At 59.4% G+C, this 22,093-nt stretch carries 20 protein-coding genes; 8 read left to right on the top strand and 12 right to left on the bottom strand.

What is annotated here, in order from left to right:
* Positions 1-18: 18 nt before the first annotated feature.
* Entirely contained in the window at positions 19-1,506 is a 1,488-nt protein-coding gene (locus P2W41_RS03780; RefSeq protein WP_404934916.1) for a M48 family metalloprotease, read from the top strand.
* A gap of 38 nt (positions 1,507-1,544) precedes the next feature.
* On the opposite strand, the gene P2W41_RS03775 is transcribed toward P2W41_RS03780, so the two are convergent.
* The 7 genes from P2W41_RS03775 to P2W41_RS03745 form a co-directional block, all read right to left on the bottom strand.
* Positions 1,545-2,402, bottom strand: coding sequence for an RNA polymerase factor sigma-32 (locus tag P2W41_RS03775; RefSeq protein WP_404934915.1), 858 nt, complete (start codon positions 2,400-2,402; stop codon positions 1,545-1,547).
* A gap of 339 nt (positions 2,403-2,741) precedes the next feature.
* Positions 2,742-3,314: a CarD family transcriptional regulator gene (locus P2W41_RS03770; RefSeq protein ID WP_229449828.1), complete on the bottom strand. Its 573-nt coding sequence runs from the start codon at positions 3,312-3,314 to the stop codon at positions 2,742-2,744.
* A gap of 380 nt (positions 3,315-3,694) precedes the next feature.
* Positions 3,695-4,033, bottom strand: a complete 339-nt coding sequence (gene fdxA / locus P2W41_RS03765) for a ferredoxin FdxA (RefSeq protein ID WP_007007554.1) — start codon at positions 4,031-4,033, stop codon at positions 3,695-3,697.
* A gap of 137 nt (positions 4,034-4,170) precedes the next feature.
* The gene (locus tag P2W41_RS03760; RefSeq protein WP_292897740.1) at positions 4,171-4,560 is read right to left on the bottom strand and encodes an RNA-binding S4 domain-containing protein; all 390 of its coding nucleotides are present in this window, start codon (positions 4,558-4,560) and stop codon (positions 4,171-4,173) included.
* 9 nt (positions 4,561-4,569) lie between these two features.
* Positions 4,570-7,629 (bottom strand): helicase-related protein, encoded by a 3,060-nt coding sequence (locus tag P2W41_RS03755; protein WP_404934348.1) that lies wholly within the window; start codon positions 7,627-7,629, stop codon positions 4,570-4,572.
* A gap of 665 nt (positions 7,630-8,294) precedes the next feature.
* Positions 8,295-9,014 carry an acetoacetyl-CoA reductase gene (phbB, locus tag P2W41_RS03750; RefSeq protein ID WP_292897744.1) on the bottom strand — a complete coding sequence of 240 codons (720 nt, stop codon included), beginning with the start codon at positions 9,012-9,014 and terminating at the stop codon, positions 8,295-8,297.
* Between the two features lie 107 nt (positions 9,015-9,121).
* Positions 9,122-10,306: an acetyl-CoA C-acetyltransferase gene (locus tag P2W41_RS03745; RefSeq protein WP_292897745.1), complete on the bottom strand. Its 1,185-nt coding sequence runs from the start codon at positions 10,304-10,306 to the stop codon at positions 9,122-9,124.
* A 302-nt stretch (positions 10,307-10,608) separates the two neighbouring features.
* On the opposite strand from P2W41_RS03745, the gene phaR reads away from it, so the two are divergent.
* Both phaR and P2W41_RS03735 read left to right on the top strand, forming a co-directional pair.
* The gene (gene phaR / locus P2W41_RS03740) at positions 10,609-11,220 is read left to right on the top strand and encodes a polyhydroxyalkanoate synthesis repressor PhaR (protein WP_404934347.1); all 612 of its coding nucleotides are present in this window, start codon (positions 10,609-10,611) and stop codon (positions 11,218-11,220) included.
* Between the two features lie 45 nt (positions 11,221-11,265).
* Positions 11,266-11,691: an ACT domain-containing protein gene (locus P2W41_RS03735; RefSeq protein ID WP_292897749.1), complete on the top strand. Its 426-nt coding sequence runs from the start codon at positions 11,266-11,268 to the stop codon at positions 11,689-11,691.
* Positions 11,692-11,751: 60 nt separating this feature from the next.
* Here P2W41_RS03735 and rpmF read toward each other — a convergent pair whose 3' ends face one another.
* Both rpmF and mtgA read right to left on the bottom strand, forming a co-directional pair.
* Entirely contained in the window at positions 11,752-11,934 is a 183-nt protein-coding gene (gene rpmF / locus P2W41_RS03730; RefSeq protein WP_007007560.1) for a 50S ribosomal protein L32, read from the bottom strand.
* Positions 11,935-12,085: 151 nt separating this feature from the next.
* Positions 12,086-12,862: a monofunctional biosynthetic peptidoglycan transglycosylase gene (gene mtgA / locus P2W41_RS03725; protein WP_366931274.1), complete on the bottom strand. Its 777-nt coding sequence runs from the start codon at positions 12,860-12,862 to the stop codon at positions 12,086-12,088.
* Positions 12,863-12,985: 123 nt separating this feature from the next.
* On the opposite strand from mtgA, the gene P2W41_RS03720 reads away from it, so the two are divergent.
* Together P2W41_RS03720 and P2W41_RS03715 are read left to right on the top strand one after the other, a co-directional pair.
* Positions 12,986-13,906 carry a polyprenyl synthetase family protein gene (locus P2W41_RS03720; RefSeq protein ID WP_404934914.1) on the top strand — a complete coding sequence of 307 codons (921 nt, stop codon included), beginning with the start codon at positions 12,986-12,988 and terminating at the stop codon, positions 13,904-13,906.
* Positions 13,907-14,127: 221 nt separating this feature from the next.
* Positions 14,128-16,560 carry a response regulator gene (locus tag P2W41_RS03715; protein WP_404934346.1) on the top strand — a complete coding sequence of 811 codons (2,433 nt, stop codon included), beginning with the start codon at positions 14,128-14,130 and terminating at the stop codon, positions 16,558-16,560.
* Between the two features lie 47 nt (positions 16,561-16,607).
* Here P2W41_RS03715 and P2W41_RS03710 read toward each other — a convergent pair whose 3' ends face one another.
* A complete protein-coding gene (locus P2W41_RS03710; protein WP_292897755.1) occupies positions 16,608-16,943 on the bottom strand; it encodes a cupin domain-containing protein in 336 nt (111 codons plus the stop codon).
* 138 nt (positions 16,944-17,081) lie between these two features.
* Between P2W41_RS03710 and P2W41_RS03705 the strand changes: the two genes are divergently transcribed.
* Positions 17,082-17,657: a MarR family winged helix-turn-helix transcriptional regulator gene (locus P2W41_RS03705; RefSeq protein ID WP_404934345.1), complete on the top strand. Its 576-nt coding sequence runs from the start codon at positions 17,082-17,084 to the stop codon at positions 17,655-17,657.
* Here the strand turns inward: P2W41_RS03705 and ispG are convergent.
* A complete protein-coding gene (gene ispG / locus P2W41_RS03700; RefSeq protein WP_404934344.1) occupies positions 17,615-18,892 on the bottom strand; it encodes a flavodoxin-dependent (E)-4-hydroxy-3-methylbut-2-enyl-diphosphate synthase in 1,278 nt (425 codons plus the stop codon). The genes P2W41_RS03705 and ispG overlap by 43 nt on opposite strands.
* A 174-nt stretch (positions 18,893-19,066) precedes the next feature.
* On the opposite strand from ispG, the gene P2W41_RS03695 reads away from it, so the two are divergent.
* Positions 19,067-19,864, top strand: a complete 798-nt coding sequence (locus tag P2W41_RS03695; protein WP_404934343.1) for a 3-hydroxybutyrate dehydrogenase — start codon at positions 19,067-19,069, stop codon at positions 19,862-19,864.
* A gap of 32 nt (positions 19,865-19,896) precedes the next feature.
* Here P2W41_RS03695 and P2W41_RS03690 read toward each other — a convergent pair whose 3' ends face one another.
* Entirely contained in the window at positions 19,897-20,511 is a 615-nt protein-coding gene (locus P2W41_RS03690) for a TetR/AcrR family transcriptional regulator (protein ID WP_292897759.1), read from the bottom strand.
* A 331-nt stretch (positions 20,512-20,842) separates the two neighbouring features.
* Here P2W41_RS03690 and P2W41_RS03685 point away from each other — a divergent pair, with 331 nt between their 5' ends.
* Complete coding sequence (locus P2W41_RS03685) at positions 20,843-21,982, top strand: efflux RND transporter periplasmic adaptor subunit (protein WP_292897760.1); 1,140 nt, start codon at positions 20,843-20,845, stop codon at positions 21,980-21,982.
* The last annotated feature ends 111 nt before the right edge of the window (positions 21,983-22,093 follow it).

Raw genomic sequence — 22,093 nt, 5'->3', positions numbered from 1 at the left:
AATCGAGCGCCCGCTACCATGAACTTCCTGCCGCCCGCACGGTCATCGTCGCGCAAAACTGTCCTGGCCCTGACGCTCACCGCGCTCCTGTCCGGCTGCCAGATGATCCCGACCGACACGGGCAGTTTCATGCCCTCTTCCAACCCGGTCACGGTGGACACGGTGACGCGTGGCGATCGTCTGGCGCGCCTTGCCCGTCAGCAGCATCCGCGCATCCTGCAGACCTACGGCGGCGAATACTCCGACGCGAAGCTCGAACGAATGGTAGCCAAGGTCGTCGGCTCGCTGACGCTGGACGAGCAAAACACCGGCGCGGCCTATCGGATCACGATACTCAACTCACCGAACGTGAACGCGTTTGCCCTGCCCGGCGGCTATCTCTATGTCACGCGCGGGCTCTTGGCGCTTGCCAATGATTCGGCGGAGCTTGCTGCCGTCCTTGCACATGAAATGGCACACGTGACCGCCAATCATGGCATTGAGAGGCAGAAACTAGAGGCGGAAGAAAAATTCGCTTCCCAAGTGGTCAATGAAGTGGTGGGCGGGCGCGATCAGGCGGCTCAGGCCGCACTGGTCCGCGGCAAACTGCGGCTTGCCCAGTTCTCCCGCAACCAGGAGCTTGAAGCCGACCGAATTGGCATTCGCACCACCTCCCACGCTGGCTACGACGCATTCGCCGCAGCTCGTTTCCTTCAGGCGATGGACGCCTATCAGGGCTTTCGCAGTGTCAGTGGTGCGACCGACGCCAGCCTCGACTTTCTCGCCAGTCACCCAAATGCGCCGCGCCGCATCGAGCTCGCGCAACGCCACGCCCGTGAATTGCAACAGCCGAACGCGGCAGGCAAACGTGACCGCGAATCCTTCCTCGCCGGTATTGACGGCATGATCTACGGCGATTCACCGGAAGAGGGTTTTGTGCGCGGACGCGACTTTCTTCATCCGGGGCTTGGCGTCGCCTTCCGCGTCCCCCAGGGGTTCATTATCGACAATTCAGCAAAGGCGGTTACCGCCGTTGGACCTGACGACATCGCTGTCCGTTTCGATGGAGCAACCGTGCCACAGGGTACATCCCTGACGGATTATCTGATGAGTGGCTGGGTTGCCGGGCTTGAGCCCGAAACAATCCGGACCCTGACCATCAATGGCTATCCGGCTGCCAAAGGTCGCGCCAGCGCCGATGGCTGGCAGTTCGATGTGACGGTGATCCGTTCGGGCGGGCAGGTTTATCGCCTGCTGACTGCCGCCCCGGCAACGAGCGGCGATCTTGAGAAGGTTGCCGATTCTGTTGGTCAGAGCTTCCGTGTGCTGAACCAGGCGGAGCGTGCTGCGCTCACACCCCTGCGTATCCGCGTGATCACGGTCCAGCCCGGCGAAACACTTGCTTCGCTTGCCGCACGCATGCGTGGCGTCGATCGGAAAGTGGAGCTCTTCCGGCTGTTGAATGCTCTCGGCCCCGGCGCATCACCTTCAGCGGGAACCAGGGTGAAGATCGTCACCGATCAATAACGGTAATCGTGCACCTTCACCGGAGCGCCCACAAACGCTCAGGCTGCACCCCCTGGGAGCGCAGGATGCTCGCGGAGAAGCACGCCGCGCAACTTCTCGATCGCCCTGCTTTCGATCTGGCGAACACGTTCCTTTGATATTCCGAGCGCGGTGCCGAGCGCCTCGAGTGTCGCCCCGTCGTCTGACAGCCGGCGCTCGCGTATGATCTTCAGTTCGCGCCGATCCAGAACATCGAGCGCCTTGGCAAGCCAGAGCGCACGACGTTCACCGTCGATCATATGTTCTACAGTCTCATCCACCGGCTCATCATCGGAAGGGATAAATTCCATTCGCTCCGCGGAGGCCTCGCCTTCATCGCGCATCGGCGCGTTAAGGGAGAGGTCAGGTCCGGACAGCCTCGCATCCATCATCGCCACATCGGCTGGTGAAACACCGAGGAGCTTGGCTGCCTCTTCATGGATCTCACCAGAGGTTCCCATACTTTTCTGCAGCTTTGCCCGCAGACGACGAAACTTGAAGAAAAGCGCCTTCTGGGCTGAGCTCGTTCCGCCACGCACGATCGACCAGTTGCGAAGGACATAGTCCTGCATCGAGGCGCGTATCCACCATGTCGCATATGTTGAAAAACGCACACCGCGTTCGGGGTCAAACCGGGCTGCCGCCTCCAGAAGCCCGATATGGCCTTCCTGTATGAGATCAGCCATTGGCAGCCCGAAATTTCGAAACCGGGCGGCCATCGCGATGACCAGCCGCATGTGAGCCACGGTCAGTTGATGCAGCGCCTGCTGATCATTAGTTCTTGACCAGCGTTTCGCCAGGTCCTGCTCTTCTTCCAGCGCCAGATACGGCGCCTTCATCGCCTTTTCGATCAGTTTGCGTTCCGCCCGGTCTTGCATCATGCACTCCCGCGTTACCGGCCCGCCACCTTCGACAGAAGGATCGCGAGCCACCAAGCCCACACGCATTGGCCTCGCCCATGCGCTGTTCGATCATTCAGAGCATTCTCGACGCCCCGATCGAACATACGCGGCCGCGCCAAAGGCGGACGTCTCGCGAACTCTGCAAAGCCACTTTAAGGAACGTCGCAAACGGGGCTCCTCAGCCCCAACAACGAGACATCACTTAAAGTAACGAGTCGGAAACAGAAAAAGTTCCAACGGGGAACGGGATGAAGCCGGACAACAAAAAACCCGGCTGAAAAGCCGGGCTCTTTGAAAACAGTCCGAGAGAGGCGTTTATGCCGCCTCGTCCTTCTCGGCTTCCTCATTGTCGGCCTTCGCGCCCCGGCGCGGGCCTTTGTTGAGGTTTGTCTCGATCAGGCGCACAGCCTCTGTCTCCGACATACGGTTGACGGCCGCGATCTCGCGCGCCATGCGGTCGAGCGCGGCTTCATAAAGCTGACGCTCCGAATAGGACTGCTCCGGCTGATTGTCGGCACGATAAAGATCACGCACGACTTCCGAAATAGAGATCAGGTCACCCGAATTGATCTTTGCATCATATTCCTGGGCGCGGCGCGACCACATGGTGCGCTTGACGCGGGCACGGCCCTGAACAACCTTGAGCGCACGATCGACATAATCAGTCTCGGAAAGCTTGCGCATGCCAATTGACGTCGCCTTGGCCACCGGCACCTTGAGGCGCATCTTGTCCTTTTGAAAATCGATGACGAACAATTCCAGCTTGTGACCGGCGACTTCCTGCTCTTCGATCGTAACGATCTGCCCGACGCCGTGCGCCGGATACACGATATACTCGCCAGTCTTGAAGCCCTGACGCTGCGCCGATTTCTTCTGCTGGGTGGTCATCCGCCTAACACTCCTGTTCTAGTGGGGCATGCAGATACCGCCTCGCCTCGACGATACCCCGTGCCCATACGCCTGCCGGCTTCTCGGACGCATGACAGATTTCAAGCTCTGGGAAATGGTGACAGCCCCTGTACCGCAGGCCCGCCACGCAAACCAATACACCCTGACCCAGATAGCCCCGGTCCGGATTTTGAGCCCCACCTTTCAGTGATTAGTCTGTGTGCGCCATCAAAAGACGTGTTGTCACCGGCATGATTTTACGAAGCTACCACAAAAAGCCGAAAGAATCAAGAATTTGACGCATGTGCGAAGATGTCGCGGCAGAATCCTGCGCGACCGCCCCGTCTTTCAGCGTTATGCCCCACGGACGAAAAGTGGGCTCAATCTCCTTCGCCAGGCTCCGGCGAAAAGTACTGCTCCAGCTTGTTTTCGACACCGTCGAATTCCTTGGCGTCTGCCGGAGGTTCTTTCTTGGCAGTGATATTGGGCCATTTTTCGGCATACTCGGAATTGAGCTGAAGCCAGCTATCCAGACCCGGCTCAGTGTCGGGCTTGATCGCCTCTGCCGGGCACTCCGGCTCACAGACGCCGCAATCGATGCACTCATCCGGGTGAATGACGAGCATGTTCTCGCCCTCATAGAAACAGTCCACCGGACAGACTTCTATACAGTCCATGTACTTGCACTTGATGCAATTGTCGGTGACGATATAGGTCATTGGTGCTCTCGGCTGACAGCTTCTTCGAATGTCGAGAGGTGAGGTATCGCCTTTGAAGGGCCGTTGCAAGGCCCGTTATTGCGCGGCAATCGTCGCAGGCGAAATCCCATTCCAGCTTCGCAGAACTCGTTCGGGCCTCATCCGTCGTCACGCCAGCGATCCAGCGCGCGACGCTCCTTCTTCGTCGGGCGACCGGCTCCGGTGTCGCGCTTTGGCGGCAGCGTCGCGGCCACGATCTCTTTCGGCGGAGCGGGCGGTGTCATATCCTCGTAGAGCATACGCGCCTCTTCCGCAGGACCACGGCGCGTACCAGGCGCCAGAACCCGGTAGACAAGGATGCGGCGGTCAAGAGAGATCGTGAGCACATCACCCACCTTGATCTGGTAAGCAGCCTGCTCGATCTTGTTACGATTGACCCGGACGCGTCCCGCCTGTGCGAGCTTGGCGGCGAGTGAGCGTGATTTCACCACCCGCGCAAAGAACAGCCACTTGTCGATGCGCTGCCGTTCTAAAGCCGTCCCGATCATTGCATGGCGCTACTTTTTCAACTGGTCCTTCAGGGCAGCGAGCTTGGCAAAGGGCGAATCCGGATCGATCCGGGCCGGCCGCTCCTCGCGCGGACGGTGAGGCGCGCCCTTGCGCTTGAAGCCTGGCTTGTCACCGTCCTTGCGTGGGGGCTTGCCGCGCTTCTGCGCACCGTCACGTTCCTGACGCCCACGCCCCTGCTGACGCGGATTTCCCTTGCCCGCACCATGACGTTTGCGCCCGTCAAAACGCGCCTGCCGCCAGATGATGACAGGTTTGGGCTCTTCTTCCTCGCCGGCTGCACCGGATGCACCTGCATCCGGGGCTTCTGAAGCAGGTTCTTCATCCTTCCCGGCGTTTTCTGCATCCGGCTCGGCGTTTTCTGCATCCGGCTTGCTGGGATCTGCGGCCGGTGCCGCGTTTTCCACCGGGGCCTCCACCGCGTCTGCTGCGGCTGCGCCATCCACATCCGGTTCGGCAGTCTCTTTGTGCGCAGCTGTGTCGGAGCCTTCGGCGACTGGTTCGACGGCACCATCGCTCTGGGCTTTCTGCGCCGTTTCGGTCTGCGAAGCCGTCTCGTCCAGAGCCTTCAGATGCGCAGCCACCTCATCCGCGGGCTTTGGCTCTCCCCGATAACCCAGCCCCTTGAGGATCGCTTCCATATCATCAGCGGTCGCGCCAAGAATCGACATCATCGCCGGTGTGACCACAAAGGCACCCCCGTCATAGCCGCCTTCAGGGCGCGCGCCTGCTCCCGGCTTCCAGGAAAGCGCGGGACGAATCAGATCCGCGAGGCGTTCGAGAATGTCGACACGCACCGCGCGGCGCCCAAGATTGCGATAGCCCGCGAGCCCGTAGAAGGCTTTCTCAAAAGTCGGATCGGTAACGATGGAGGTGCGTCCCGCGGCGAGCGCATTCACGACATCTCCATAGCCCGGCTTGTCCTTGGCATCGTTTATAAGCGCCCACAGAAGCGTCAGAAGGCCGGCAGGTGCGGGTTTGATCAGCGCAGGAACAAAGATGTGGTAGGCGCCAAAGCGGACACCGAGGCGGCGCAGCGAAGCGCGCGCATCCTGATCAAGAGCACGGACATCTTCGGCCACGTTGCGTCGATTGAGCACGCCGAAGTTCTCTGCAAGCTGGAAGGCGATGCCGCGTGCCATTCCCGAGAGACTTTCAGTGTTTCGAAGGTCCACCAGAGGCTTGAGAAGCGACTCGATCTGATATGACACAAAGCGCTCGGCGCGCGCAGCAACCTTGTCGCGTGCCGGCCCGGTAAGCTGCTCGTCTGCCAGAAGCACAACACGCGGTTTCAAAGCATCGTCGCCAGCCACGAGCGTACCGACAGGCTGCCCGAGCCAGCGCAGCAGGCCATCGGAATCGAGCGCCAGATCTCCATTGCCTGACGAAGCAAAACGCTCGGCCCGGGTTTCAAACTCGGCTGCGAGCGCTTTTTGCGCGGCTGCCTTGACGGCTCGCGCGTCTTCGCCTTCCGCCGAACGGTCGGCAGTAAAGCGGAACCCTAGCATCTCACCAACATGGTGCCCCTCGACAAGGACTTCGCCAACGGGGCTGATTTCTGCTTCCGGCATTGCATTCTCTCTCAGGCGCTTCATGAGCACGGAAGTCCTGCGGTCCACAAAGCGTTTCGTCAATCGCTCATGCAGCGCATCGGACAAACTGTCCTCAATCTCTCGTGTTTTTTCTTGCCAGTGTGTCGCGTTGGCCAACCATCCGGGCCGATGCGAAACAAATGTCCATGTACGGATCTGCGCGATCCGCTGCGATAAAGTATCGATGTCCCCCTCGGTGGACGAGGCGCGTTTGACCTGTTCAGCCATATAGTCTTCATCGACATGGCCCATTCGCGCCAGATCAGAAAAGACTGCACCAACAATTTCTGCGTGCTGGGCCGGTGCAATGCGCCGGTAATCGGGGAGCACGCAGGCTTCCCACAGAAGGCCGACACGTTCGCGCCCGTTCGCCAGCTTGCGAATGTCCTCATCTCGCGACAGGAATTCGAGCACTTTGGCATCCGCGGCAGGCAGCGCGCGGGTGAGCCCCTCGACCGGAGGCGGCATATCAAGTGAGGCTCTGAGCGCGTCGATGCTTGAAAAGTCGAACGCTGCAGTACGCCATTGCAGCACCTTGACCGGATCGAATTCATGCGCCTCGATGCGATGGACGAGTTCATCGGCAAGCGGATCCACCTGGCCTGTCACACCAAACGTGCCGTCGCGCAAATGTCGGCCTGCACGACCGGCGATCTGGCCGAGCTCTGCCGGATTGAGGTCGCGATACTGGAAACCATCGAACTTGCGGTTCTGCGCAAACGCTACGTGGTCGACATCGAGGTTGAGCCCCATGCCGATCGCATCCGTGGCGACAAGGTAATCGACGTCGCCAGACTGGTAGAGTGCCACCTGAGCATTTCGTGTGCGCGGGCTCAACGCGCCAAGCACCACGGCGACACCGCCACGCTGACGACGGATCAACTCGCCGATCGCGTAAACCTCGTCTGAGGAGAACGCGACAATGGCCGAGCGGCGCGGTAGCCGCGTGATCTTGCGCGAACCGGAATAGGTAAGCACCGACATGCGCGGCCGCGTGATGACGGAAAGGCCCGGCAGAAGCTTTTCCAGGATGCCGCGCATCGTGCCGGCACCCAGCAGCAGCGTTTCCTCGCGTCCGCGCAGATGCAGGATACGGTCGGTAAAGATATGCCCACGCTCGAGATCAGCGGCAAGCTGCACTTCGTCGATGGCGACAAAGGCCACATCCGCCTCGCGCGGCATGGCCTCCACCGTGCACACGGAAAAGCGCGCTCCAGGTGGCGATATTTTTTCCTCGCCGGTAATCAGCGCCACATGCTGCTCGCCCACCTTGGCAACAACCCGCGTGTAAACCTCGCGTGCCAAAAGGCGCAGCGGCAGACCGATGATACCGCTCGAGTGCGCCACCATGCGCTCGATGGCGAGATGCGTCTTGCCCGTATTGGTAGGGCCGAGGATGGCTGTGACGTTGCGCCCCGATAGTGACCGGGGACTGGCGTTCTGATTCTGGAAATTCATAGGCCCGAAAAGCCGTCTACCTCAGCGAGAAAAGGCGGAAACACCGGTTAGCACGCTTTACCTCTCCATTCCAAGGCAAGACTGCCACTCCGCCGACAAAGCCTGCCAAAACAACCTGAAGATCAATGTGTCCGTTAAGGTTTGGAACGAGTCTGGAACGAATCAGCGACGAATCACTGACTTTGAACGTTTCCTGTTTTGTTCACCCCCACATGCTGTACATCCCAGAGCGTACGGACCTAGATGCTGAATCAGCGTACCACCGAATGAACATGAATCGGGCAGCGAGCGTTAACTTTTGAACGCACGTCACAAAACCGCTCTTCTCAACTTCGACCAACCATAAGATTTTGTTAGAGAAATTTGCTGATCCGTTAACCGGGGCTCGACGCATTAATGAGCGGCGAGTTAACACTTCGACCAAACCCGGAACGAATCGGCGACGAATCAGTGATATCGGAATGTTCCCGATACGTTCACCACTACATCTGGTGTTTTCCACACCCTGTCGACAGATAACAAACAGCTTATCCACAGGCCGGATCCAACAGGATGAAAGCCTCGTTAACCAAATTGCTTCAAATTGATACAGAATCGATCAAAGCGCGACGCCGCTTTTTCTCCACAGCACCCGGGAAGCCAGGCGCACGTCGCGCTTTTTTTCTTCAGACGAAGTATTGTCCGCCATTGACGGTCAATGTCGATCCGGTCACGAAGCCGGCATCGTCCGAGGCCAGAAACAGCACAGACCGTGCGATCTCTGACGCTTCGCCCAGCCGCCCCACCGGGATCTGGGCGATGATTTTCTCGCGCACCGCTTCCGGCACAGCCATCACCATGTCCGTGGCGATATATCCCGGGCAGATAGCATTTACCGTCACGTTGAAACGCGCCCCCTCCTGGGCGAGCGCCTTGGTGAAGCCGATTTCGCCTGCTTTTGCGGCCGAGTAATTGGCCTGCCCCATCTGGCCCTTCTGACCGTTGATGGAAGATATGTTGATGATCCGGCCGAACCCGCGCGAACGCATGCCAGCAAAAACCTGATGCGTCATGTTGAAGACGCCATTGAGATTGACATCGACAACCGCGCGCCAGTCTTCCACCGTCATCTTGTGAAACATCACGTCGCGGGTGATCCCGGCATTGTTTATCAGAATATCCACCGGCCCGAGATCGGCCTCGATCTTAGCAACACCCTCGGCACAGGCGTCATAGTCGGCAATCGACCACTTATAGGCAGCAATGCCGGTATCCCCGGTGAACCGTGCCGCCGCCTCGTCATTGCCCGCATAATTTGCCGCGACCCGGTAGCCCGCATCCTTCAGGGCTGTTGCTATTGCCGCGCCGATGCCACGGGTTCCACCGGTAACAAGTGCCGTTTTCATGCAGGTCGCCTCCCTGAAAATGAACTGTCCCCGCCGCCTTCGCCCATTGTGCCTGAGCGATAAGCCGGCTGACGCGCGGCGTCTCCCGCCGCGTGCCGGCAAAGAACCTACAGCGCTTCCACACACATGGCGACGCCCATTCCACCGCCGATGCAAAGCGTGGCAAGGCCCTTCCTGGCGCCACGACGCCGCATCTCGAAAGCAAGCGTGTTGAAAATGCGGGTTCCTGAAGCCCCGATCGGATGACCGATGGCAATCGCCCCGCCATTCACGTTCACGATCTCCGGGTTCCATCCCATATCCTTGTTGACGGCACAGGCCTGTGCGGCAAAAGCCTCATTGGCTTCGACCAGGTCGAGGTCTTCCGCCTTCCAGCCGGCCTTTTCCAGCGCGCGACGCGACGCGGGGATCGGCCCTGTGCCCATGATCGCCGGATCGACCCCTGCCGTTGCCCAGGAGGCGATACGCGCCAGCGGTGTCAGGCCACGGCGCTCCGCCTCGCTTTCGCGCATCAGAACGACCGCGGCGGCACCGTCATTGATGCCTGATGCATTGGCCGCCGTCACGGTGCCCTCCTTGTCAAAGGCCGGACGCAGCTTCTGCATACCCTCAAGGGTCGCGCCATGACGGATATATTCATCCTCGGAAACGACCGTCTCGCCCTTGCGGCTCTTCACCGTCACCGGCACGATCTCGTCCTTGAAACGGCCAGCCTTCTGAGCGGCCTCCGCCTTGTTCTGAGATGCCAGCGCGAACGCGTCCTGCTCGTCACGCGTGATCTGAAACTGCCGCGCCACATTCTCCGCCGTGATGCCCATATGATAGCCGTTGAAGGCATCCCAGAGACCGTCGCGGATCATCGTGTCGATCATGGCATAATCGCCCATCTTCACACCGGCGCGCAGATAGGCGCAATGGGGCGAGAGCGTCATGGATTCCTGCCCGCCGGCAACAATGATGTCGGCATCGCCGGTGGCGATCTGCTGCATGCCGATGGCGATGGTGCGCAGGCCCGAACCGCAGACCTGGTTGAGCACCCAGGCGGTCGTCTCCTTCGGTAGGCCAGCGGCGATCGACGCCTGGCGCGCGGGGTTCTGGCCCTGTCCCGCCGTCAACACCTGACCGAGTATCACCTCGTTCACCTCTTCCGGCGCCACTCCGGCGCGCGAAAGCGCTTCACGAATGGCCGTGGCACCCAATTCGTGGGCCGGAACGGTGGCAAACGATCCGTTGAAGGAACCGACCGGTGTCCGAGCGGCGCTGGCGACGACGATGGCTTCAGCTGTCGACATGAAGGTTTCTCCCTTGAAAAGGCGATACGTATAAATGCGCAGTCCCTGCAACGGACTGACCTTATCCGCATTTGTCGCGGCTAATAAGTGCCGAGTCAAACGGTTGTGTGCAGCGCAACAACTCTTGCGCGTCGCCGAAGATAAGCGGCTGCGTCTTCGCCACTGCGAAAACCGCTTTCATTCGACCGGATTTTGCGCATATCCTGCCCCTGGTCCTTGAATCCAGGGCATCGTTATTCCAGGTCGACGGAAGAGACGACCGGACGCGACGCCATAGACACCGTGCTACGGGGAGGTCAGTAATGCCAGCCAAGGACGACCCGATCGTCATCAAGAAATACGCCAATCGCCGTCTCTACAATACCGGCACCAGCACCTATGTGACGCTGGAAGATCTCGCCGAAATGGTGAAGCGCGATGAAAATTTCGTCGTCCAGGACGCCAAGTCCGGCGACGACATCACCCATTCGGTTCTGACGCAGATCATTTTTGAACTGGAAAATGACCGCAACGGACAGAACATGCTGCCCGTATCCTTTTTGCGCCAGCTCATCGCGTTTTATGGCGATCAGATGCAGATGGTTGTTCCAAGCTTCCTGGAACAATCCATGATGGCCTTCTCGAAAGAGCAGGAGCGCATGCGCGAGCAGATGAACAAGGCTTTTGGGACGTCGTCCATGGACATGATGGGCATGTCCGCTCCGATGAAAATGGTGGAAGAGCAGACGCGCCGCAACATCGAGATGTTTCAGAACGCGATGCGCATGTTCACACCGGTGCCCGGAGCTTCCGAGCAGCCCGCGGCAACAGACAGGGAAGCGGGCAATGACACACACCGCTCCGACGACCTGAAAGACTTACGGGAGCAGATCGCGGCGATGCAGCGCAAGATCGATTCAATGGGTGATTCCTGATCCAGAACACCTCCGCAGACCACCCCCCACTCTGGAATGCACGAAATGTCTGATCCCGTTCGCAACCGGCAGGCCATGCTTGAAGGCATGTCGCCGGTGCTGAGTGAGGGCGTCTATGTCTTCTGCAGCGTTAGACCGGATACCGCCGAGAAACTCCTCAAGGACGCCGTCGGAGCTTTCAAAGAGGAGGAGGGAACGACACTCGTCCTGAGCCTGGAACGTGCCGAAGCGCTTGGTTTCGATACAGACATGCCGATGCGCCGGATCGTCCTTAGCGTCTATTCGGCGCTAGACGGTGTGGGGCTAACCGCTTCCGTGGCCACGGCACTGGCAGAGGAAGACATTCCCTGCAATGTGATCGCCGCTTTTCATCACGACCATATCTTCGTGCCCGAGAAGCAGGCGGAAAAGGCCTTCTCGGTCCTTCTCAACGTTCAACAGCGCGCTGAGGCGAATGCGGTGAATGGGTAGCCCAAACAAAAAAGGCCAGTCAAAGACCGGCCTTTTTCGCAATCCACTGGAGAAAGTCGCTTATGCGTCCTTCGGCTCCAGAACCTGGCGACCGCGATACATGCCAGTCTTCAGGTCGATGTGGTGCGGACGACGCAGCTCGCCCGAGTTCTTGTCTTCGACATAGGTCGGTGCCTTGATGGCATCGGCCGAGCGGCGCATGCCGCGCTTCGAAGGCGTCGTTTTCCTTTTTGGTACAGCCATTGTCCTGCTCCGCTAATCGGTCAAAGGCCGTTGCGGCCCCTTGATCCAGGGCCCAGCATCTCGGCCGGGAATTGGAAGTCGGCGTGCCTATACACCTCAAAACGGCCTTTGGCCAGTGGGTCGCAGCGCATTTTTTGGAGAATTGCCGCAATCAGGGTTTCAGACACCCCACATAACCGCCTGCCTTGCGCGCCCGCTGCTCGATATTTGCAGCGAGCCTGTTGAGACCGCCGGACGGCTTTGCCGGATTGCGCTCCAGCGGATTGGGCAACGTCACCGCCAGCAGCGCGGCCTGACGACGAGTAAGCTCGGAAGCCCGCCGCCCGAAGTAATGCTGCGCCGCAGCCTCCGCGCCGTAAATGTTTGGGCCCCATTCGACAATGTTCAGATAAATTTCGAGGATACGTCGCTTGGAAAGGACAAGATCGAGATAAACCGCCAGCGGAAGCTCCAGACCTTTGCGCAGGAAGGAGCGACCCTGCCAGAGATAGAGGTTCTTCACGGTCTGCATCGGTATGGTGGAGGCTCCACGCGCCTTTTCGCCCGACAGCGCATCATTGATGACGAGGTTCAACGCGGCCCAGTCGATCCCGTCATGCGCACAGAACTGCCCGTCCTCCGACATGACAACAGAATACTGGATCAGCGTTCCCATTTTATCGAGTGAGGTCCAGCGGCGGTCATATCCTTCAAGCGTTGCCAGATCGCGCATCATCAAAGTGGAAAGAGGGTGAACAAACGGGACCTTGTAAAGAAGCGTCAGTCCCGCCGGTATCAAGGCCAGAACGACGACGATGGTCACGACATGGCGCAAAAACCATCTTCTCCAGCCACGCGCGGGTCCCGGCCGCGTTTTACCGCTGCGGCCACGACGCCGACTGCCCATGGTCGACGACTTTTTTTCCGGATCGACTGTCGGGCCGCTCAATCCTGTTTCCCCGTATCAGAGACGCCATAAAACTGCTTTTCGCATAACGCTCCAATGCCTGCGGCGCAATGGCACCTACAAACGGACTTGACCCCGGCGCCCATTAACGGCATCGCTCCGGACATGGAAGAGACACCCACCCTCCCCTTCGAGGTTAAACTGGCCGCCGGCGCGAACCTGGTGGAGAAGACCCTGCGCGACCTGCTCGGCACCCGGCCGCTCGAAGGCGAATTACATCGACCCGAACGGCTGCTGATGGCCATGCGCCATGGTGTTTTGAATGGCGGCAAACGCTTGCGGCCTTTCCTCGTACTCGAGACTGCCGCGCTGTTCGATGCGAGCAACCAGAGTGCTGCACTTCGCGTGGCGGCAGCGCTGGAATGCGTGCACTGTTACTCTCTCGTCCATGACGACCTGCCCGCAATGGACGATGACGACCTGCGCCGGGGCCAGCCGACGGTGCATCGCGCTTTCGACGAAGCAGCCGCAATCCTGGCCGGCGACAGTCTTCTGACATTCGCTTTCGACATCATCAGCGCCGCGGAGACGGAACTATCCACCGAGGCAAAGCTCACGCTTGTCAATCGGCTGGCACGCGCCGCTGGCATGGGTGGCATGGCCGGAGGGCAGGCGCTGGATCTGGCTGCCGAAGGCTCGAGCCTCAGCGAAGAAGAAATACTCCTCCTCCAGTCCATGAAGACTGGCGCCCTCATCCGCTTTGCCTGCGAGGCCGGCGGCGTGGTGGGTGGCGCTCAACCCGCGGAGACAGAACGTCTCGGTGAGTTTGGATCCGCCATCGGCCTGGCTTTTCAGTTGGCCGACGATCTTCTCGACCTCACATCGAACAGCGAAACAATGGGCAAGGCGACCGGCAAAGACGCTGCTGCTGGCAAGGCCACTTTGGCAAGTCTGCATGGAGTCGAGTGGACACGTCGTCAACTCAATGGTCTTGTCGCCCAGGCCGAGGATATTCTGGACCCGTTCGGCGAACGTGCCGAGACCCTGCGGCAGGCAGCCCGTTTCGTGGCTGACCGGCAGAAATAACACTGAAGCCGCCCAGTTTTTGCTTAGAGACACGCGGCAGCACAAGCCGTTTTGCTGTTCTGTTCTTCAAACGTGACCGCGCATTCATATTCGCAGGTCACGAGGGCATGTAAAAGCTCATTCTTTTAGCGTTAATCACGCATTAATCAGGATGCTCAATTCTTACGGGAAATGGGGACGTCTTGGGAATAGCAATGCCTACCCTGGGGACACAACAATATATGCGCGGACGCCTGTTCGTGCTCCTGGCCGGTTTTGTCATCGCTGTTGCCATGGGAACCGGATTCTTGCTGTGGCAAACGCAGACCACCAAGAACCAGGTACGTTTCGGCGCATTCATCAGTCACATGGCGGACGCCACCAATGATGTAATTCATAACGCGCTGCGGCTTGAGCAGGCCGAGCTTCTTACCAGCGGCGATGCGGCTGAGACCGAAGCGAGCCACAACGAGCTCGAGATGGCGCTGACGCGATTGAACGCCGCCTATCAGGCGCTCGAATTCGCAATAAGCGGTGAAGTGACCACGCTCGAAAGCCAGCGCCTGACCAATCTTCAGGGTGGCCTGGAATCAGATGCACCCGTCCCGCAGGCGATGCCGGTCGCCACGGACATCACGGGCCATGCCGTCCCGGCTTCTGTGCGGCGTATCTGGCTTGGGCAGAATGAAGAGGCCGCGCTCCGCACGCAGATTCGCGACATCATCTCACTCGCCAACAGGCTTGAGGTGTTTACCGACTATGACAACGCCACGGCACGTCGCGTTTTCAAACAGCTTCAGACACTTGCCAACACCCAGGTGCGCCCGGAACTAAAACGCATTTCCGACCTTCTCAACGCGGGGATGATTGAAAGCCATGGCACGCTCCAATGGGGTCTATTTGGCGTCGCCGTGGCCATGGTGACAGCGAGCCTCATCCTCGCGCTCCGGATTTTTGAGCCTATGATCCGTCGGATATCGAAGGCCCATCAGGATCTGCACAGCGCGAATATCTCGCTTGCAGCCGAAAAGATAAAGGCGCAGTCGGCCGATCGCACGAAATCGGAATTCCTGGCTAACATGAGCCATGAAATCCGCACGCCAATGAACGGTGTCATGGGCATGGCAGAACTGCTGGCGCGCACCAATCTCGACCAGCGACAGGCGATGTTCGTCGACGTGATTGTCAAATCGGGCACCGCTCTTTTGACCATCATCAACGACATTCTCGATTTCTCGAAGATCGATGCCGGCCAGTTGAAGCTGGACGAAGCGCCGTTCAGGCTTGGCGAGGCAATTGAAGATGTGGCGGCTCTTGTTTCCTCGCGCGTGGCCGAAAAAGACCTGGAGCTCATTGTTCGTGTCGATCCGGAGCTCCCTGCCTCATTCATCGGCGATGTGGGCCGGTTCCGTCAGATCGCCACAAACCTGGTCGGCAACGCCGTGAAATTCACCGAGCGCGGTCATGTCCTGATCGATGTTTCGGGAAAATCGGACGGGGAAACCACCCAGGTCACGGTTCGGGTGGAAGATACCGGCATCGGCATTCCTCAAGAAAAGTTGAACGTGGTCTTCGACAAGTTCGCTCAGGTCGATTCATCGTCCACCCGCCGCCATGAAGGGACAGGACTGGGTCTGGCCATCGCCGTAAAGCTGGCCGAACTGATGGGAGGCTCGATCGAAGCGACGAGCGAGGTGGGCAAAGGTTCCACATTTACCTTCACTGTGCCGTTTGCTGTGGACACGGCCAATGCCGTCCAGGCAACCGCGCCGGTGGATGTTTCGGGAGCACGCGTGTTTGTCATCGATGACAATCCGATCAACCGCGAGATTTTGCTGGAGCAACTGAACAGCTGGGGCTTTGAGTGCGCGGCGGCGGAAAGCGGCGCCGTCGGCCTCGCCTTCCTTCAGCGCTCCGCTCAACTTGATGCACGAGTGGATTGTGTCATCCTCGACTACCAGATGCCGGAAATGAATGGCGCTGATGTCGCCAGGAAAATCAAGGCCGACCCGGCGCTCACCGGCATTCCGCTCGTTCTACTCACATCAGTCGACCAGACCGATACGGCGCGCCTCATGAGCGAATGCGGGATCGCCGCTCATCTGAACAAGCCCACACGCGCCTCCATGCTTCTGGAAACGCTGGTTTCTGTGATGCAGGTGAGCCGCGCTCTTCCTGCACGGGACAACGCCGAAACTCCGAACCAGGCCAAACCGATTCAGATCCATGCTTCAACCCCCCTGGAGCGGGGTCTCTCTGGATCGCGCGGCATCAACGGGCCGCTCGATGTTCTGGTAGCCGAGGACAACGAAGTGAACCAGCTTGTTTTCAGTCAGATTCTCGATGGGATGGGTCTGAAATACAGGATTGCGGCCAATGGCAAGACGGCAGTCGAAATGCTGCGCACACTGAAACCCGGACTGGTTCTCATGGACGTCTCGATGCCGGAGATGAACGGCTATGAGGCGACGGCTGCGATCCGGGAACTGGAAGCCGCCAACGGCACGCACACGCCGATCATCGGCATCACCGCACATGCCTTGAGGGGCGACAGGGAGAAGTGTCTGGGTGCCGGCATGGACGATTACCTGCCCAAGCCGATTTCCCCCCAGAAACTCGCCGACAAGATCACTCACTGGCGAAACAGCGCTCAGCGACTTTCGGAGAGCGCCTGACATAGGCCCGCAGAGACCCGCAGAGGCTGACTTCAGGGTTCTGGCCTTCAAAGGTTTTCCTGCTGGATACGCCCTGACGCGTGGATGCAAACGATATCGAGGCGCTCAGACCCCACATTGGCGAAGCTGTGCGGTGTATCGGCCGGAACCACAACGATATCTCCCGCATGCGCCCTCACCGTTTCGCCGTTCACCGTGAACTCGGCTTCGCCCGAATGCAGAACCCAGGTTTCCGAATAGGGATGCTTGTGCAGACCGGTTGCATGGCCGGGCGGGCTGTTCATGACGAACATGGAAACCTGCCCGCCATATGGCTCCCCCTCAAAGGTCACCGTGCCCTTGGGGCTCGGCTTCTGCTCAGAACGGCGAATGATCTCGAACATTGCGGTTGCTCCCTTCTTCCTCAAAATACCCTTCGCGACACCGGGCGCTGAATATCTTTGCGCAAAGATAGTTGCAATATATCTTAACGTCAAGATATATAATGGACCCTTGATACCCGCAGACGATCAGGAGCCTTCATGAGCATAGAAAAAACCGGGGCGGATCATGTCGATCGCCTGCGAGCGCAATGGGCACGCGAGCTTCCCGATCTGGACACGAGCCCCATGAGCATTCTCGGCCGCATCTACCGGCTATCAATACTCGTTCGACCCGGTATCGAGGAAACCTTCGCCGCCTTTGGCCTTGATCGGGGCGAGTTCGACGTTATTGCCACACTGCGCCGCGCCGGAGCGCCCTACCGCCTGACGCCAACCGAACTCTACAGATCCCTAATGATCACTTCGGGTGGCCTGACACACAGGTTGAAACGGCTCGAAAAGGCAGGTTTGGTCAAGCGCGCGCCCTCCCCTGAAGACGGGCGCAGCATGATGGTTGAGCTGACATCCGCAGGCAAAACCCGCGCCGAGGAGGCGTTCAGGGCCGACATGGCCAGCGAGCTTGCACTTTTTGCCGCGATGCCCCAGGCGCGCCGCGAGCTACTTGAGGAGCTGCTGCGAGAACTGACCCATACGGTGATGTCATCCCTGGCTGATCGGCAAAAAGTGACGTGCTATTCCGCTGTCTCGCGAGGACCGAAACGCTTTTCGATGTAGTCTGCGACCATTTTTTCAAACTCTGCCGCGATGTTCTCGCCCCGCAGCGTTGCTGCCTTCTTGCCATCCACAAACACCGGGGCAGCCGGCGTTTCTCCTGTACCGGGCAATGAGATACCGATGTCGGCATGCTTGGATTCACCGGGCCCATTGACGATACACCCCATTACCGCAACCTTGAGGCTCTCCACACCGGGGTATTTCTTGCGCCATACCGGCATGTTCTTGCGCAGATCGCCCTCGATCTTCTGGGCGAGCTCCTGAAAGACGGTCGATGTCGTCCGGCCGCAGCCGGGGCACGCCGCAACAACCGGCAGGAACTGGCGGAATCCCATCGTCTGCAGAAGCTCCTGCGCCACCTGTACTTCACGGGTGCGGTCGCCGCCTGGCTCCGGCGTCAGGGAAATGCGGATCGTATCGCCAATACCCTGCTGCAGCAGGATGCCCATCGCGGCTGATGAGGCGACGATGCCCTTCGTGCCCATCCCGGCTTCGGTCAGCCCCAGATGCAGCGAATGATTGGAGCGTCGTGCAAGCTCGGTATAGACGGCGATCAGGTCCTGCACCTGGCTGACCTTGGCCGAGAGAATGATGCGATCGCGGCCGAGCCCGATTTCCTCCGCAAGCTCGGCCGACAGAAGCGCCGACTGCACAATGGCTTCGCGCGTCACTTCCTGAGCGGTCATGGGCGAGCCGTTGTTCTGGTTCTCGTCCATCAGGCGCGTCAACAACTCCTGATCGAGAGAGCCCCAGTTGACGCCAATACGCACCGGCTTGTCATACTTGATCGCCGTTTCGATGATTGCCGCGAACTGACGGTCCTTCTTGTCCTTGAAACCGACATTGCCCGGGTTGATGCGGTATTTGGCCAAAGCCTCGGCGCATGCGGGATGATCGGCCAGAAGCTTGTGGCCGATGTAATGAAAATCCCCCACGAGTGGCACAAAAATACCCACCCGCTCCAGCCGCTCACGAATACGTGGCACGGCAGCGGCCGCCTCATCGCGGTCAACGGTAACACGCACCAGTTCAGAACCGGCGCGATGAAGAGCGGCAATCTGCGCGACCGTGCGGTCCACATCCGCCGTGTCCGTGTTTGTCATGGACTGGACGACCACGGGTGCGTCCCCACCGACAATCACATTGCCCACGGCAACACCCACGGCCTCGCGCCGCGGAAATGGTGAAGAGAAATAGCCGCTCACAGATTTGCTGGCCGTGAATGTTCCGGTCATGGGGGAACTGTCCCGTTTTCAGCCGTATCGGGCTTGAGGTGGCCGAGACAGGCCGGAATGTCAATGGCGCAGAAGTGCATTTGCGCAGATCGCCTCGCTTGACAGCGTCTCCATCCATCGCTTTGCTGCAATGCAACAACACTCCTTTTTCCAGCTTCAACAAAAGGCCATGCCATGCAGGAAGAACCGGGCAAGCAAAATCGGACGGCTGTTATCACCGGTTCAACCTCGGGCATCGGCCTCGGGGCCGCCAAAGCACTGGCAGCCAACGGCTGCAACGTCGTGCTAAACTCGTTTACAGACAGCCCCGAGGACCATGCTGTTGCGAAAAAGCTTGCCGATGATCACGGCGTGGAAGCAGCCTATGTGAGCGCCGACATGTCCGACCCGAATGCCTGCCGCATGCTGATCGATGAGGCGGCGCAACGCTTCGGACGCCTCGACATACTCGTCAACAATGCCGGCATCCAGCATGTCGCCGCTGTCGAAGATTTTCCAGTCGAGAAATGGGATGCCATCCTGGCGATCAATCTTTCGTCATCCTTTCATACCACCGCAGCTGCGATCCCTCATATGAGGAAGGCAGGCTGCGGCCGCATCATAAACATCGCCTCGGCGCACGGCCTGCGCGCCTCGCCGTTCAAATCTGCCTATGTCGCCGCCAAGCATGGCGTGGTGGGCCTGACCAAGACAGTGGCTCTCGAACTCGCAGAGACCGGCATCACCTGCAACGCCATCTGCCCCGGTTACGTCCTGACACCTTTGGTGGAGGCGCAGATTCCCGACCAGATGAAGGTGCACGATATGGATCGTGAAACGGTGGTGCGCGAAGTGATGCTTGCCAGGCAGCCCACGCGGGAGTTTGTCACTGTCGAGGAACTGGGTGGTCTGGTCGTCTTTCTGTGTTCCGATCACGCATCGCAGATGACTGGCACGGCCCTGCCGATGGATGGCGGCTGGACGGCGCAATAGGACAAACGCAGATTTTAAGATACGACCCCGGCTCAACCGCGCCTGGGTTGCGCTGCGGCCATGGAAATCTCCAGAACCCGCACCAGTCGCCGCGCGCCGTCTATCGCCGGCTTGCCGCACAAACCGCGCATGCGCATGCCTTCAAGACCATCCAGCAGAATTTCCGCCAGCCCCCGGGCCGAAAGCCCCTGCCCCTCAAGGTCGGCATTTGTCCGCGATGCCTCATCCGCCACCGCTGCCTCGACAATGGCTGTCAGCCCATCGCGCCACTCGGCGATGATATCGGCGGCGATCTTGTTTTCCATGTCGAGAATTTCCTGTCCATGAGCCGACTGATCGATGGTCTCGATCAGCCCGAACAGGGCCCGGTCGAGTGCCGTCATCATTCGCTCGCCAAAGGTCCCCTCTTCGGCAAGCCCCTGCCGAGCTCCTTCCAGCGATTGCTCAAGAACGCATGCGCCGATGGCACGAAAAATATCTGCCTTGTTCCGAAACTGCAGGTAGAGCGCCGGCCGCGAAACATCTGCGGATCTGGCAATGTCATCCATTGTCGTTCGAGCGAAGCCATAGGCAAGAAACACCTTCATGGCGCCATCAAGGATGCGCTCCCGTTTGGGGTCATCGGTACATCGGGCAATCAAATTCATGGGTTGCACTTTCTTTCAACGACTATTGACAAAATAACGAATTTTGTCAATATGTCCCAACCTTCGCGCATCCAGCGCGCAAAGGGCGTTTTTATCTGCTCGCACTCTGGCACCGGGCCAACGTCCGTTGATGTCAGGAGTATTGGCCGTTCGGCTTTTGTAAAGCGTGCGTGTGCGATATATGAGCGTTCTTTTGCCGCAAGATACCGCGTCTTGCCCTTGCGGTTTGGCGTCTTGCCCTTGTGCTTGGCGAATTGAACTCTGCGCGGGCAGTCCCCATATCGGGTCGGTCCTTAGTCGACAGGCCGGCTCTATCGCATCGGAAAACGACATGCCGAAGATTAGGTTGCACAAACTTGCCGCGATTGCCGTGCTTGTCGCGACAGCCGCCTGGATCGCCACCGGGGAGTTTTCCTCTGTCGGTAGCGCCAGCGAAGAACCACAGACTGTGGCGCAAAGACCCGAAAACAAGCCGGCTGAAGCGCAGACGGTAACTGTTGCCACGCCACCGCGTATCGATCATTCAAGAACAATCCGCGTTTCGGGCAAGACCGCCGCTGACAAACGTTCGGCTCTGGCCCTGCGCGCTGGCGGCGTAGTCTCGGAGCTGCCGGTCTCCAAGGGCGACAGGGTATCCGCGGGCGACCTGATCCTGAGGCTCGAAACCGAAGGCAAAGAGGCTGCGGTGGAGACCGCGCGTCAGGTTTTGGCCCAGAGAGAGGCCGAGTCCGAAGCTGCTGCCCGCCTTGCCAAGTCCGGCAATCTTGCCCGCCTGCAGTTGGACAGCGCTCGCTCGGCGCTTGCCACCGCCCGTTCCCAGCTCGAGGCTGCTGAAGCCGATCTCGCACGCATTACCGTGCGCGCGCCCTTCGATGGCATTATTGACAAGGTCGACGTGGAGCTCGGCTCCTCTGCCATGCAGGGTCAGGAAGTTGCCACACTGATCAAGCTCGACCCAGTGATTGCCGTGGGCGAGGTCAGCGAACATGATCTTGGGTCTGTAGATGTCGGTGACAAGGCGGATGTTCGGTTGGTCGACGGCACGAAAGTCAGTGGTGAAGTCCGCTTCGTCAGCCGCGAGGCTTCGGAGCAGACCCGTACATTCCGCATCGAGGTAGCGATCCCCAATCAGGACGGCGATATTCCCGCCGGCATGACCGCGGAGATCAACATTCACGCCGAGCCGGTGGAGGCTGTCGCCTTACCGCGTTCTGTGGTCACCTTGAACGAGGATGGCGAGCTTGGCGTTCGCGCCGTCAATGAAGACAGCAAGGTTGTGTTCTATCCCATCGATCTGGTCGACGACACGCCTCGGGCTCTCTTCCTTGCCGGAATCCCGGCCGATGCTCAGGTGATCGTCGCCGGCCAGGATCTCGTGACCGAGGGTGATACGGTGAAGACAGAAATCGCCGATCAGAAGCTGATACGGGAACTGGCAGGCGTCCTCGCCTCCGAAATGACCGCCCGTTAAGACAGCCCACGGCGGCGGAGACCGGTTTTCGCCCAAAGGCTGCACAACAATGAAACAGAGCGCCTTCGGTATCAGGAGAAATACTGAAGCGCGCTGACGGGACAAGACAGG

It is taken from the genome of Nitratireductor sp. L15S-10 (assembly GCF_045011005.1).
GTDB lineage: Bacteria > Pseudomonadota > Alphaproteobacteria > Rhizobiales > Rhizobiaceae > Nitratireductor.
This window is presented reverse-complemented; position numbering and strand designations above follow the sequence as displayed.